The 13,428-nt window shown below is 33.0% G+C and carries 13 protein-coding genes; all 13 read left to right on the top strand.

The annotated features are described in order from the left end of the window. Positions 1 to 104: 104 nt before the first annotated feature. The 13 genes from STRPS_RS04640 to STRPS_RS10870 all read left to right on the top strand — a co-directional run bounded on the left by STRPS_RS04640 (position 105) and on the right by STRPS_RS10870 (position 13,413). The gene (locus tag STRPS_RS04640) at positions 105 to 1,307 is read left to right on the top strand and encodes a S1C family serine protease (RefSeq protein WP_007891607.1); all 1,203 of its coding nucleotides are present in this window, start codon (positions 105 to 107) and stop codon (positions 1,305 to 1,307) included. Positions 1,308 to 1,383: 76 nt separating this feature from the next. Beyond that, a complete protein-coding gene (locus STRPS_RS04635; protein ID WP_007891568.1) occupies positions 1,384 to 2,157 on the top strand; it encodes a ParB/RepB/Spo0J family partition protein in 774 nt (257 codons plus the stop codon). 234 nt (positions 2,158 to 2,391) lie between these two features. After that, complete coding sequence (dnaA, locus tag STRPS_RS04630; RefSeq protein WP_007891643.1) at positions 2,392 to 3,747, top strand: chromosomal replication initiator protein DnaA; 1,356 nt, start codon at positions 2,392 to 2,394, stop codon at positions 3,745 to 3,747. Between the two features lie 154 nt (positions 3,748 to 3,901). Next, complete coding sequence (gene dnaN, locus STRPS_RS04625) at positions 3,902 to 5,035, top strand: DNA polymerase III subunit beta (RefSeq protein ID WP_007891593.1); 1,134 nt, start codon at positions 3,902 to 3,904, stop codon at positions 5,033 to 5,035. Positions 5,036 to 5,104: 69 nt separating this feature from the next. Further along, complete coding sequence (locus STRPS_RS04620; protein ID WP_007891625.1) at positions 5,105 to 5,305, top strand: DUF951 domain-containing protein; 201 nt, start codon at positions 5,105 to 5,107, stop codon at positions 5,303 to 5,305. Between the two features lie 110 nt (positions 5,306 to 5,415). Next, positions 5,416 to 5,823, top strand: coding sequence for a helix-turn-helix domain-containing protein (locus STRPS_RS04615; protein ID WP_007891597.1), 408 nt, complete (start codon positions 5,416 to 5,418; stop codon positions 5,821 to 5,823). An 80-nt stretch (positions 5,824 to 5,903) separates the two neighbouring features. After that, positions 5,904 to 7,019, top strand: coding sequence for a redox-regulated ATPase YchF (gene ychF / locus STRPS_RS04610; protein WP_007891636.1), 1,116 nt, complete (start codon positions 5,904 to 5,906; stop codon positions 7,017 to 7,019). 72 nt (positions 7,020 to 7,091) lie between these two features. Beyond that, positions 7,092 to 7,661 carry an aminoacyl-tRNA hydrolase gene (gene pth, locus STRPS_RS04605; RefSeq protein WP_007891637.1) on the top strand — a complete coding sequence of 190 codons (570 nt, stop codon included), beginning with the start codon at positions 7,092 to 7,094 and terminating at the stop codon, positions 7,659 to 7,661. A 2-nt stretch (positions 7,662 to 7,663) separates the two neighbouring features. Beyond that, a complete protein-coding gene (gene mfd, locus STRPS_RS04600; protein WP_007891623.1) occupies positions 7,664 to 11,164 on the top strand; it encodes a transcription-repair coupling factor in 3,501 nt (1,166 codons plus the stop codon). Beyond that, positions 11,127 to 12,638 carry an oligosaccharide flippase family protein gene (locus tag STRPS_RS04595; RefSeq protein ID WP_007891608.1) on the top strand — a complete coding sequence of 504 codons (1,512 nt, stop codon included), beginning with the start codon at positions 11,127 to 11,129 and terminating at the stop codon, positions 12,636 to 12,638. Before mfd ends, STRPS_RS04595 begins: the two co-directional genes overlap by 38 nt. Positions 12,639 to 12,666: 28 nt before the next feature. After that, positions 12,667 to 12,939 (top strand): RNA-binding S4 domain-containing protein, encoded by a 273-nt coding sequence (locus STRPS_RS04590; RefSeq protein ID WP_007891641.1) that lies wholly within the window; start codon positions 12,667 to 12,669, stop codon positions 12,937 to 12,939. After that, positions 12,926 to 13,297, top strand: a complete 372-nt coding sequence (locus tag STRPS_RS04585; protein ID WP_007891635.1) for an FtsB family cell division protein — start codon at positions 12,926 to 12,928, stop codon at positions 13,295 to 13,297. Before STRPS_RS04590 ends, STRPS_RS04585 begins: the two co-directional genes overlap by 14 nt. A 2-nt stretch (positions 13,298 to 13,299) precedes the next feature. Continuing rightward, the gene (locus STRPS_RS10870) at positions 13,300 to 13,413 is read left to right on the top strand and encodes an SP_0009 family protein (RefSeq protein ID WP_007891588.1); all 114 of its coding nucleotides are present in this window, start codon (positions 13,300 to 13,302) and stop codon (positions 13,411 to 13,413) included. The last annotated feature ends 15 nt before the right edge of the window (positions 13,414 to 13,428 follow it).

Here is a 13,428-nt window from a genome sequence, read left to right as displayed (position 1 = left end):
TGAAAACTTTTCCACAAGCTGTGGATTTCTTTTCTTTTTCTCTAATTTAAGGTATAATTAAGCAGAGTTTTATACGATGGTGAAAATAAGTGGAGGTCAAAAGTGTGACAATAATAAAAAATATTTCGAAACTATTTGGTATCTTGGTGGTTGGTATTCTTGGTGGTGTTATTGCTTTTTTCGCACTAAGTGCCTTTCACCCTGATTTTACTAATAATCAAGAGGGAGTTGCAAAACCCACAACAGTTAGTAAAGTGACTTATAAAAATACGACTAATACTACAAAAGCTGTTAAAGTTGTTCAAAATGCTGTCGTTTCAGTCATTAATTATCGAAAATCTGATTCAGCTAATCAAACTTATGATATTTTTGGTGAAGCTAGACCTTCTTCAAAAGACGACAATGGTTACTCTATTTATAGTGAAGGATCAGGGGTGATTTACAAAAAAGAAGGCAAAGAAGCCTATATTGTAACGAACAACCATGTTATTGACAAAACAGATAGAATTGAAATTTTACTAGCCGATGGTTCAAAGGTAGTTGGTAAATTAGTAGGAGCTGACACATATTCTGATCTAGCAGTTGTTAAAGTTTCTTCAGAAAAAATTAAGACAATTGCTAAATTTGCCAATTCTGCCAATTTAAACGTTGGTGAAGTGGCTATTGCTATTGGTAGTCCTTTAGGAACCGAGTATGCTAACTCTGTTACAGAAGGAATAGTATCAAGTTTAAGCAGAACAGTAACTCTTAAAAATGATGAAGGGCAGACCATTTCAACAAATGCTATTCAAACAGATGCAGCTATTAACCCAGGAAATTCTGGAGGTGCTTTAATTAATATTGAAGGTCAGGTTATTGGAATTAATTCAAGTAAAATCTCACAATCTAACGCTTCTGGCAATGCAGTTGAAGGAATGGGATTTGCAATTCCATCTAATGATGTTATTAAAATTATTAACCAGTTGGAAGCCAAGGGTGAGGTTATTCGACCAGCCATTGGAATTAGAATGGTAAACCTTGGTGATTTATCAACGAATGCTTTGAACCAACTTCAAGTACCAGAAGATGTTAAAGGTGGTATTGTGGTTGCTTCAGTGATAGATAATATGCCTGCAGTTGGTAAACTAAAGCAATATGATATTATCACCGAAATTGATGGTGAAGTGGTGAATACAAAGTCTGATTTACAAAGTATCCTTTACGGTCATGAGATAAATGATGACATTAAAGTTACTTACTATCGTGGTAAAGAAAAGAAAACAACCACTATCAAATTGACAAAAACAACAAAAGATTTAAAGGAATAAAATTAATCAGTATTGACAGGTTATGTAAAATACCTTTACAATATCGTAAAGGTATTTTAGTATGCAAAGGATAACTATGACAGAAGAATTAAAAGAAATAAGAGTAGAAGATATTGTTGCTAACCCACATCAACCTAGACTTCACTTTGATTATGAAGAATTAAAAGAATTAGCAAACTCTATTAAAATAAATGGACTCATACAACCTATTATCGTCAGACCATCCGAAATTTACGGCTATGAATTAATTGCGGGTGAGAGACGTTTAAAGGCATCTCAGTTAGCTGGTTTAGAAAAAGTTCCTGCAGTTATTAAAAATATTTCAACAACTGAAAGTATGCATCAAGCAATCGTGGAAAATCTTCAACGATCAGACTTAAATCCAATTGAAGAAGCAAAAGCTTTTCAAAATATTCTTACTAAAAAGCATTTAACACATGAACAATTAGCTACCTTTATGGGCAAATCACGTCCCTACATCACTAATAGTATCCGCCTTTTACAATTACCTGATATCATTTTGACTGCACTAGAAGAGGGAAAAATTAGTTCTGGCCATGCACGTAGTTTAGTTACTTTGGATAATAGTCAAGCTCAAGAGGATTATTTTCATCGCATTATTGACCAAGACCTCAGCGTACGTCAGACTGAGCAGCTAGTAAAATTAAAAAAACAAGCTAAAAAGCCGCAGATAAACACAAATATTTTTATTAAAGCCCTCGAAGAAGAACTTGCTAAATCATTAGGCCTGCCCATTCATATTAAACTAAAAAAAGATGGTAGTGGACAATTATCTTGCTTTTTTCAGAATGAAGAAGAACTTAACAGAATTATCAACAAACTAAAATGACTTGTTGATATTCTGTTTTTTTAATCCTATTTATCCACATTAATAAAGAGTCTTAAAAACTTGTCTTCTCTTAGGTTTTAAACTTTTCCACAAGCTGTGGAAAAATAGAACCCACACTGTTAACATTTTTTCCACAAGCTGTGGGTAAGTCCTTAATTAATGGATTGAGACTGTGGAAAACTAACTTTTTTTATGTTAGAATAGTTCTAGTATTATCCATAGAAGGACACTAAGATGACTGAAAACGAAACTATTTTTTGGAATAGGATCTTAGAACTAGCACAAAGTCAATTAAAACAAACAACCTATGAATTTTTTGTACTTGATGCTAGATTAATAAAGGTTGAAAATAATGTTGCAACCATTTATCTAGATCCTATGAAAGAACTCTTTTGGGAAAAAAATTTAAAAGATGTCATTCTAACAGCCGGCTTCGAAATTTTCAACGCTCAAATTGCTGTTGATTATCAATTTGAAGACGATTTAGAAATGATGCCTGGAACACAAGAAGGTTCACAGGCCTTTTCTTCCCAAAATATTAATCCTTTACCACTTGTGAAATCTGATTTAAATCCAAAGTATTCCTTCGAAAATTTCATTCAAGGAGATGAAAATCGGTGGGCTGTAGCAGCTTCTATAGCAGTGGCAAATACACCAGGAACTACCTATAATCCTTTATTTATTTGGGGTGGGCCCGGCCTTGGCAAGACACATTTATTAAATGCCATTGGAAATTCTGTTTTATTGGATAACCCTAATGCGCGTGTTAAATACATTACCGCCGAAAACTTTATTAATGAGTTTGTCATTCATATCCGTCTTGATACTATGGACGAACTTAAAGAAAAATTCCGAAATCTTGATTTACTTTTAATTGATGATATTCAGTCACTTGCCAAGAAAACATTATTAGGTACTCAAGAAGAATTCTTTAACACGTTCAATGCGCTTCATAATAATAATAAACAGATTGTTTTAACAAGTGATCGAACACCTGATCATTTGAATGATTTAGAACAGAGGCTTGTTACGCGCTTTAAATGGGGACTAACTGTAAATATCACACCACCTGATTTTGAAACGCGAGTTGCGATTTTAACCAATAAAATACAAGAATATAGTTTTACTTTTCCTCAAGATACTATTGAGTACCTAGCAGGACAATTTGATTCAAATGTAAGAGATTTAGAAGGTGCTCTAAAGGATATCAGCCTTGTTGCTAACTTCAAACAGATTGATAGGATTACTGTTGATATCGCAGCAGAAGCCATCCGTGCTCGAAAGCAAGATACCCCAAAAATGACAATTATACCAATTGAAGAAATTCAAACACAAGTTGGAAAATTCTATGGCGTAACTGTAAAAGAAATAAAGGCAACTAAACGAACACAAGATATTGTTTTAGCTCGTCAAGTAGCTATGTTTCTAGCACGTGAGATGACTGATAACTCCTTACCAAAAATTGGTAAAGAATTTGGTGGTCGGGATCACTCAACTGTTCTTCATGCTTATAATAAAATAAAAAATATGATTGTCGAAGACGAGAGTCTGCGTATTGAAATCGAAACTATCAAAAATAAGATTAAATAAGCTGTGGATAACGTCACATTTTAGAGCCATCTTGTCCACAAGTTGTGAACAAAGCTTTAGGCTTATCCTCACTGCGTTAGAGCTTATTTTCCACTGTATACACAAGACCTACTACTACTACTAAATATTATACTTATAAAATAAAGGAGTCCTCATGATTCAATTCTCTATAAATCGTTCACTTTTTATTCAAGCTTTAAATGCGACCAAAAGAGCTATCAGTAGTAAAAATGCTATTCCAGTTCTTTCAACTATAAAAATTGAAGTGAGTCAATCTGATATTACTTTAACAGGTTCCAACGGACAAATTTCAATTGAAAATATTATTCCAGTTTCAAATGAAAATGCTGGACTTTTAATTTCTTCAACAGGTGCAATCTTATTAGAAGCAAGCTTTTTTATCAATATTATTTCAAGTCTTCCAGACCTTACTTTAGATTTCAAAGAAATTGAACATCATCAGGTTGTTTTGACGAGTGGTAAATCAGAAATTACCTTGAAAGGTAAAGATGTTGAACAATATCCTCGTTTACAAGAAGTTTCAACTGATAATCCACTTATTTTAGAAACAAAATTATTGAAATCTATTATTTCTGAAACGGCATTTGCTGCTAGCACTCAAGAAAGTCGACCAATTCTAACAGGTGTGCATTTAACCTTGAAGGATCATAAAGCATTTAAAGCGGTAGCCACAGATTCACACCGTATGAGCCAACGGCTTTTAACTTTAGAAAAATCAGCCACTGACTTTGATGTCGTTATTCCAAGCAGATCCTTAAGGGAGTTTACTTCGGTTTTTACAGATGATATTGAAACAGTGGAAATCTTTTTCTCTCCAAGTCAAATCTTATTTAGAAGCGATTATATTTCTTTTTATACGAGACTTTTAGAAGGAAATTATCCTGATACTGATCGTTTATTGATGAATCAATTTGAAACTGAAGCTGTTTTTAATACCCAAGCTTTAAGACATGCTATGGAACGTGCTTACCTCATTTCTAATGCGACTCAAAATGGAACTGTTAAACTTGAAATCACTGAGACTTCAGTTACTGCTCATGTTAACTCGCCTGAAGTAGGGAAAGTTAATGAAGAATTGGAAACAGTGGAAAAAACTGGAAGTGATTTGACCATTTCTTTTAATCCCACATACTTAATTGAAGCATTGAAAGCTCTAAAAAATGAAACTGTAAGAATCCGTTTTGTATCACCAGTTAGACCTTTTACGTTAACTTCTGATGATGAAGAGGGATTTATTCAATTAATTACACCTGTAAGAACTAACTAATTAAAAAAGATAAGCTCTTAGGGCTTATCTTTTGATATAATAAATAAATTTGTTAAGGAGTGAGTCCCCATGTATCAGCTTGGAACTGTTGTAGAGATGAAAAAGCCTCATGCATGCATTATCAAAGAGACTGGGAAAAAAGCTAATTCTTGGAAAATTGTAAGAATTGGAGCAGATATCAAAATTCAGTGTCAAAACTGTGATCATATTGTTATGATGAGCCGTCATAATTTTGAAAGAAAATTAAATAAAATTATTTCGCAACCTTAGAAACCTTGTTTTTAAAGGGTAGCAACTTCTAGTTGCCCTTAAAAAGTGCTGGTATTTTCTCTATAGGATAGTGTAAACTGGATGTAACTAGTGAAAGGTAGTATTATATTTTGAATAATTTTGCAAAACAATTAAAAAAATATCGACTCGAAAAAAACTATTCTCAAGATACTTTAGCTGACCAACTTTTTATTTCACGACAAGCAATTTCTAAATGGGAAAATGGAGATAGTACTCCTGATTTGGAAAATCTTGTTAAACTAGCAGAAATTTTTGATGTAACACTTGATCAATTGGTGAGGGGAAAAGAATCAACTTCCTCATTAGACAATGAAAATTCTTTAGAAAATGATAATCTTAACCTTCTTGAAGGGAGAGAATATGTTATTAATCCAGAGACAGGAAAATATGAAAAACGTGATGGACTCACAATTTTTATTGACCTTGTGTCAGAATATTGGTGGTTAGTCCTTTTTGCACCAATTATTATTAGTTTTATTAAATTACTTCTATTTTAGCTTGTCACTAGACAGGCTTTTTTTCTCTGGTTTATGCTATAATATTATTGATTGAAATTATGAACGGAGAATGAAAATTTATGGCTTTAACAGCTGGTATTGTTGGTTTACCAAATGTTGGTAAATCAACCCTTTTTAATGCAATAACAAAAGCGGGAGCAGAAGCTGCCAATTACCCTTTTGCGACAATTGATCCTAATGTGGGTATGGTAGAAGTTCCGGACGAACGTCTGAATAAATTAACAGAATTAATCACGCCTAAAAAAACGATTCCAACTACTTTTGAATTTACTGATATTGCAGGTATTGTTAAAGGAGCCTCAAAAGGAGAAGGTTTAGGAAATAAATTTCTTGCTAATATTCGTGAAGTAGATGCTATTGTTCATGTGGTTCGTGCTTTTGATGATGAAAATGTTATGCGTGAGCAAGGACGTGATGATGCCTTTGTTGACCCAATGGCTGATATTGATACCATTAACTTAGAATTGATTTTGGCCGACTTAGATTCTATCAATAAACGTTATGCACGTGTTGAAAAAATGGCTCGAACACAAAAAGATAAAGACTCTGTAGCTGAATTTAATGTTCTTCAAAAAATTAAGCCAGTCCTAGAAGATGGTAAATCAGCTCGGACTATTGATTTTACAGACGAAGAAGAAAAAGTAGTAAAGGGACTATTCTTACTAACAACAAAGCCAGTTTTATATGTTGCTAATGTTGATGAAGATCGTGTTGCTGATCCAGATGACATTGATTATGTTAAACAAATTCGTGCTTTTGCAGACACAGAAAATGCTGAGGTTGTTGTTATTTCTGCGCGTGCTGAAGAAGAAATTTCAGAATTAGACGATGATGATAAAGTAGAATTTTTAGAAGCTATCGGTCTAACAGAGTCAGGTGTTGACAAATTAACACGTGCAGCCTATCATTTACTTGGTCTAGGGACCTATTTCACTGCTGGTGAAAAAGAAGTGCGTGCTTGGACCTTTAAACGAGGAATTAAAGCACCACAAGCTGCTGGAATCATTCATTCTGATTTTGAAAGAGGGTTTATCCGTGCAGTAACAATGAGTTATGATGATTTGATTAAGTATGGTAGTGAAAAGGCTGTTAAAGAAGCTGGTCGTCTTCGTGAAGAAGGTAAAGAGTATATTGTACAAGATGGCGACATTATGGAGTTTCGATTTAACGTCTAAAATGAGAAAGAATAACTAAGAAGGTTGGAAAATAATTCCAACCCTTTTGGCATTTAATAGAAAAGAGGAAAAATGGTAAAAATGATTGTAGGACTGGGAAATCCTGGTTCTAAATATGATAATACAAAACATAATGTTGGTTTTATGGCTGTAGATCAACTTGCGAAAAATTTTGATGTTAGTTTTACAGAAGACAAGAATTTTAAAGCACTTATTGGTTGGGCATTTATTAATCAAGAGAAGGTTTATTTTGTTAAACCAACGACATTTATGAATAATAGTGGTATTGCTGTCAGAGCATTATTGACTTATTATAATATTGCTATTTCAGATTTAATTGTCATTTATGATGATTTAGACATGGAAGTGGGTAAACTTCGTTTTCGACAAAAAGGCTCTGCTGGGGGGCACAATGGCATAAAATCTATTATTGCAAATATAGGCAGTCAAGAATTTGACCGTGTCAAAATTGGTATTGGTAGACCACATTCAGGAATGACGGTCATCAACCATGTTTTAGGAAAATTTGAAAAAGAAGATGGAATAAGAATTGCATTAACATTAGAAAAAGTTGTCATGGCTGTAAACTTTTACTTACAAGAAGGTAACTTTGAATTGACCATGCAAAAATTCAATGGGTAATTATGGATATTATAGAATTATTTAGTCAAAATAAAGTCTTAAAAGAGTGGATGATAAACTCGACAAAGGTGGACAGACAACTGGTAATGGGTTTATCTGGATCAAGTAAAGCCTTGGCTATTGCAGCTAATTACCGTTACCAGAATGGTAAATTAATTATTATTACTTCTAGTCAAAATGAACTAGAAAAATTAGCATCAGACTTGTCTGCTTTGATAGGAGAAGCTGACGTCTATCAATTTTTTGCGGACGATGTTGCTCCTGCTGAGTTTATTTTTTCTTCTTTGGATAAATCGTTATCACGGATAGAAGCTCTGCAATTTTTAATAGACCATGAAGCTAAAGGAATCCTGTTAACGACCATTATAGGTTTAAAGATCCTTTTACCTAATCCTCGCACTTTCCAAAAATACAGTCTTCAATTTTGTGTAGGGAATGATTATAATCTTGATCACTTGGTCAAAAAGTTGGCTCAAATTGGTTACCAAAAAGTTAGTCAGGTGATTAACCCTGGGGAATTTAGTAGACGTGGGGATATTTTAGATATTTATGAAGTTAGGCAAGCAAATCCCTATCGGATGGAATTTTTTGGGGATGAAATAGACGGAATTCGTAGCTTTGATAGTGATAGTCAAAAATCTATTGAAAATTTAAGAGAGATTATGATTAGCCCTGCTAGTGAAATGATTTTAGAAAAAGAAGATTTTTCACGTGGCATTAGCAATCTAGAGTCAGCTCTCCATCTGATAAATGCTGAATCAAAATCCTATGTAGAGGAGATCCTGGCAGTCTCAAAAAATGGTTATCGCCATAAGGATATTGGTAAATTTCTTTCACTTTTTTATGATAAAGAGTGGACATTGCTTGATTATATTCCTAAAGGAGTACCAATATTTTTTGATGATTTCCAAAAAATATTGGATAAAAATGCTAGTTTTGATTTAGAAGTTGCTAATTTATTAACAGAAGATTTACATCAGGGGAAAGCTTTCCCTTCTTTGCATTATTTTGCAGATACTTATAAGGACGTTAGAACTTACAAGCCAGCAACTTTTTTCTCTAATTTTCATAAGGGTTTAGGAAATATTAAATTTGACAAGTTGCATCAGCTGACTCAGTATGCTATGCAAGAATTTTTTAATCAATTTCCCTTATTAATTGATGAAATTAATCGCTATACAAAATCAAATGCGACAGTTCTCATTCAAGTTGACTCAAAGCAAGCTTATGAACGATTAGTAAAAAATTTAGAAGACTATCATTTTGATATTCCATTAGTAGATAATGGTCATATTCAAGCTCATCAAGTTCAGATGGTCATTGGTCAGTTAACAAATGGATTTTATTTTGCAGATGAAAAAGTTGCTTATATTACTGAGCATGAAATTTATCATAAAAAAATTAAGCGTCGTGTCCGTAAATCGAATATTAGTAATGCTGAGCGTCTGAAGAATTACAATGAATTAGTAAAGGGTGATTACGTTGTTCACAATGTCCATGGGATAGGTCGCTTTTTAGGAATTGAAACCATTCAGATTCAAGGTATTCATCGTGATTATGTAACTATCCAATACCAAAATTCAGATAGAATTTCTCTTCCTGTTGAACAGATTGAAAGTTTATCAAAATATGTTTCAGCGGATGGTAAAGAACCTAAGATAAACAAATTAAATGATGGTCGATTTCAGAAGACAAAACAAAAAGTCAGCAAACAAGTGGAAGATATTGCTGATGATTTATTAAGGCTATACGCTGAAAGAAGTCAGTTAAAAGGATTTCAATTTTCACCTGATGATGAATTACAAGCATCCTTTGATAATGATTTTCCTTTTGTTGAAACTGAAGATCAGTTACGCTCAATTCAGGAAATCAAAAAGGATATGGAAAGTCAACGCCCGATGGATCGTCTTTTAGTAGGTGATGTGGGATTTGGTAAAACAGAAGTGGCGATGAGAGCAGCATTTAAAGCTGTAAAGGATCATAAACAAGTTGCTATTTTAGTTCCAACAACTGTCTTAGCTCAGCAACATTATGATAATTTTAGAGAGCGATTTGAAAATTATCCTATTAAGGTTGATGTTTTAAGCCGTTTTCGGAGTAAAAAAGAACAAAATACAAGTTTAGAAAAACTTGCTAAAGGTCAAGTTGACATCATTATTGGCACTCATCGTCTCCTATCAAAAGATGTTCAATTTTCTGATTTAGGTCTCATTGTTATTGATGAAGAACAACGTTTTGGCGTTAAACACAAAGAAAAGTTAAAGGAACTAAAAAATAAAGTTGATGTTTTAACCTTAACAGCAACGCCCATTCCCAGAACACTTCACATGTCAATGCTCGGTATCAGAGATTTATCAGTTATTGAAACTCCTCCTACCAATCGTTATCCTGTTCAAACTTATGTTTTGGAGACAAACCCTAGCTTAGTTAGAGAGGCTATCCTACGGGAAATGGATCGTGGAGGTCAAGTCTTTTATGTGTACAATAAGGTTGATACCATTGACAAAAAAGTGTCCCAGCTACAAGAATTAGTGCCAGAAGCAGCAATTGGCTTCGTTCATGGACAAATGAGTGAAATTCAACTTGAAAATACTCTGATTGATTTTATAAATGGTGATTATGATGTTCTAGTGGCAACCACAATCATAGAAACAGGGGTTGATATTTCTAATGTGAATACCTTATTTGTTGAAAATGCTGATCATATGGGCTTATCTACCCTTTATCAACTCCGGGGGCGCGTAGGGCGCTCCAATCGAATTGCTTATGCTTACTTGATGTATCGTCCAGATAAAGTTTTGTCTGAAATATCAGACAAACGTTTAGAAGCCATTAAAGGGTTCACAGAATTAGGATCAGGTTTTAAAATTGCTATGCGGGACTTAGCAATTCGTGGTGCAGGTAATATTTTAGGAGCTTCACAGAGTGGCTTTATTGATTCTGTCGGCTTTGAAATGTATTCTCAATTATTAGAAGAAGCTATTGCTAATAAACAAGGAAAAGTTAAGGTAAGACGTAAAGGTAATGCTGAAATTAATTTACAAATAGATGCTTACCTGCCTCAGGAATACATTACTGATGAACGACAAAAAATTGAGCTTTATAAACGTATTCGAGAACTTGAAAGTAAGGATGATTATCTACTCTTACAAGAGGAGATTATTGATCGTTTTGGAGAATATCCTGATCAGGTAGCCTATCTCTTAGAAATTGGTTTATTCAAATACTATATGGATAAGGCTTTTGCAGAATTAGTTGAGCGAAAAGGGAATCAGGTAGTTGTAAGATTTGAAAAAGTTTCTTTAACTTATTACCTCACTCAAGATTATTTTGAAGCTTTAGCAAAGACAGCCTTAAAAGCAAGAATTAGTGAAACAAATGGAAAAATTGATATTACTTTTGATGTGAACTACAAAAAAGATTATGATATTTTAGAAGAATTGATATTATTTGGAGAATGCTTGGGTGAAATTAAAGACAGAAAAACTCGAAAATCAAGTTAGGAAATCAAGTTTAGTAATAACATTAAGTGGCCTTATCTCGAAGATATTAGCAGCTATTTATCGTATTCCTTATCAAAATATAGTAGGGGATAGAGGTTTTTATGCCTATCAGCAAGTTTATCCTTTACTGGCAATTATCAGTGCTCTAAGTTTAACAGCACTTCCTAATGTTGTTGCAAGTATTTTTCAAAAAAATAAAAATGAAGATTTACAAATTCTTTTTAGATTGCAAATGTTTATAAGTCTCATTTTTGCTTTATTATTAATGCTCTTTTGCAGGCCACTAGCTATCATTATTGGAAGCGAAAAGCTCATTTTTAGTATTATTATAACTGCTTTGGTCTTACTAACTGTCCCTTTTAACTCTTTTTACCGTGGTTTAGCACAAGCAAGAGTGAATATGATTCCAACAGCTGTTAGTCAGGTAATGGAGCAAATTATCAGAGTAGGGATTATTATCCTAGCAGCCTTATTTTACAAGCTATTTTCCTGGTCAATTTATAGAACTGCAAACATGGCAGCAACCGGAAATTTAGTTGCTAGCCTCTCTATTCTTATTTATTTTATTTATCAAGATCCTAAAGCTTTACATTTTTTAGTCATTAAAAAAGAAAAGAGTGATGCTAAAACATATTCTATTGGTGTCTCTAGCTTAATTTTTATCTTCTATACTGTCTATCTACTCCTCTTTCAATTTATAGATAGCTTATTTGTTAAAAATAGTTTGGTAGGAGCAGGCTATCACACTATAATGGCTGAAGCTAGTAAAGGCGTCTATGATCGTGGTCAACCACTTATTCAATTTGGGCTCATTTTCTCAACTGCTTTTTTTACCACTTTTCTACCAAAACTGACTAGAGACTACTATCACAATCAGTGGATTTATCAACATGAAAGCCAACAATTTTTTGACTTTATCTGTTACTTAAACATGACTATTTATCTTGGTTTTTCTATGATTTTAGCTGCTATGAATAGAACTTTATTTGAAGATAATAAGGGTTGGCTAAGCCTAGAAATTTTTATCAGTATTATTTTTATATCAAGCCTTATTCAATTCTTTCATCAAAAGCTCTTTATTGAAAATCGTCAGAAAAAATCATTCTTGTTCCTATGCTTAGGTCTAGTGCTGAAAGTTATTATGACACCTCTATTAACAAGATTATATGGTATTGTTGGAAGTTCTTTATCAACTATCTTACCTTTAATGCTTGTTCTTATCCTATACATCAGGTATGCTAACATGGAAATGAAATGGTTTAAAAATTGGAGATTTATGATCAGCTTATTAGCCATGCTCATTATGGTTTTTGTTGTGCAAACTATCTTACCAAATGAAACGCGAATTGAAAATTTTATAGAGATTGTTCTCGCTAGTTTACTTGGCTTAATAACTTTTATTTTTGCAGCAAAGCGTCTGAATGCTTTCGATAAGAAATTATGGTCTTACCTACCATTTGCAAAAGAAAAATGATAGAATAAAATGGATTGTGAGGTAAAAGATGAGATTAGATAAATTTTTAAAAGTTTCCCGGATTATAAAAAGGAGACCAGTAGCAAAAGAGGTTGCAGATAAAGGTCGAATAAAAGTTAATGGTATTTTAGCTAAAAGTTCCACTGATTTAAAATTGAATGATGAGATTGAGATTCGTTTCGGTAATAAACTATTAACGGTTAAAGTCTTAGAGATGAAGGATAGCACCAAAAAAGAAGATGCTTTAAAAATGTATGAAGTGATAAAAGAAGCAAGGATTGAAAGCGATGAAGAAGCCTAGCATTGTCCAATTAAATAATAAATTTATCAAAGATGAGAATCAGAAAAAACGCTTTGAGGAAGAAGAATTACAGAAACGTAACCGTTTTATGGGCTGGATTCTGGTTATTATGATGTTTCTTTTTATCTTACCAACTTACAATTTAGTTAAAAGTTATGTGTCTTTACAAAATCAAAATCAGCAGGTTATTAAGTTAAAAAAAGAATATAAAGAATTAGATGCTAATACCCAAGCTGAAAAACAATTGGCAAATCAGCTTAAAGATACAAATTTTGTTAAAAAATATGCTCGTGCTAAATATTATTTAACTCAAGAAGGTGAAGTTGTTTACCCAATCCCAGGATTGTTACCAAAATAATTATGGAAGATATTGTCAAAAAAATAGAAACTTTTCTGTCTTTTTCAGAAGAAAAGTTGGAAGAACTCAAAAAAGAAAATCAAGCTTTAAAAGAAGAATGCTTTGATGAAAACTAATTAAGAAAGGAGATA

Source organism: Streptococcus pseudoporcinus LQ 940-04 (assembly GCF_000188035.1).
In the GTDB taxonomy this organism is placed as follows: Bacteria; Bacillota; Bacilli; order Lactobacillales; family Streptococcaceae; genus Streptococcus; species Streptococcus pseudoporcinus.
Note: the sequence above shows the minus strand (reverse complement) of the source record. Positions and strands in the feature narration are given on the sequence as shown.

Coding starts and splice junctions, on each gene's coding strand:
- STRPS_RS04635 (WP_007891568.1), top strand. CDS start 1,384: ATGACAGAAGAATTAAAAGAAATAAGAGTAGAAGATATTGTTGCTAAC.
- dnaA (WP_007891643.1), top strand. CDS start 2,392: ATGACTGAAAACGAAACTATTTTTTGGAATAGGATCTTAGAACTAGCA.
- dnaN (WP_007891593.1), top strand. CDS start 3,902: ATGATTCAATTCTCTATAAATCGTTCACTTTTTATTCAAGCTTTAAAT.
- STRPS_RS04620 (WP_007891625.1), top strand. CDS start 5,105: ATGTATCAGCTTGGAACTGTTGTAGAGATGAAAAAGCCTCATGCATGC.
- ychF (WP_007891636.1), top strand. CDS start 5,904: ATGGCTTTAACAGCTGGTATTGTTGGTTTACCAAATGTTGGTAAATCA.
- pth (WP_007891637.1), top strand. CDS start 7,092: ATGGTAAAAATGATTGTAGGACTGGGAAATCCTGGTTCTAAATATGAT.
- mfd (WP_007891623.1), top strand. CDS start 7,664: ATGGATATTATAGAATTATTTAGTCAAAATAAAGTCTTAAAAGAGTGG.
- STRPS_RS04590 (WP_007891641.1), top strand. CDS start 12,667: ATGAGATTAGATAAATTTTTAAAAGTTTCCCGGATTATAAAAAGGAGA.
- STRPS_RS04585 (WP_007891635.1), top strand. CDS start 12,926: ATGAAGAAGCCTAGCATTGTCCAATTAAATAATAAATTTATCAAAGAT.
- STRPS_RS10870 (WP_007891588.1), top strand. CDS start 13,300: ATGGAAGATATTGTCAAAAAAATAGAAACTTTTCTGTCTTTTTCAGAA.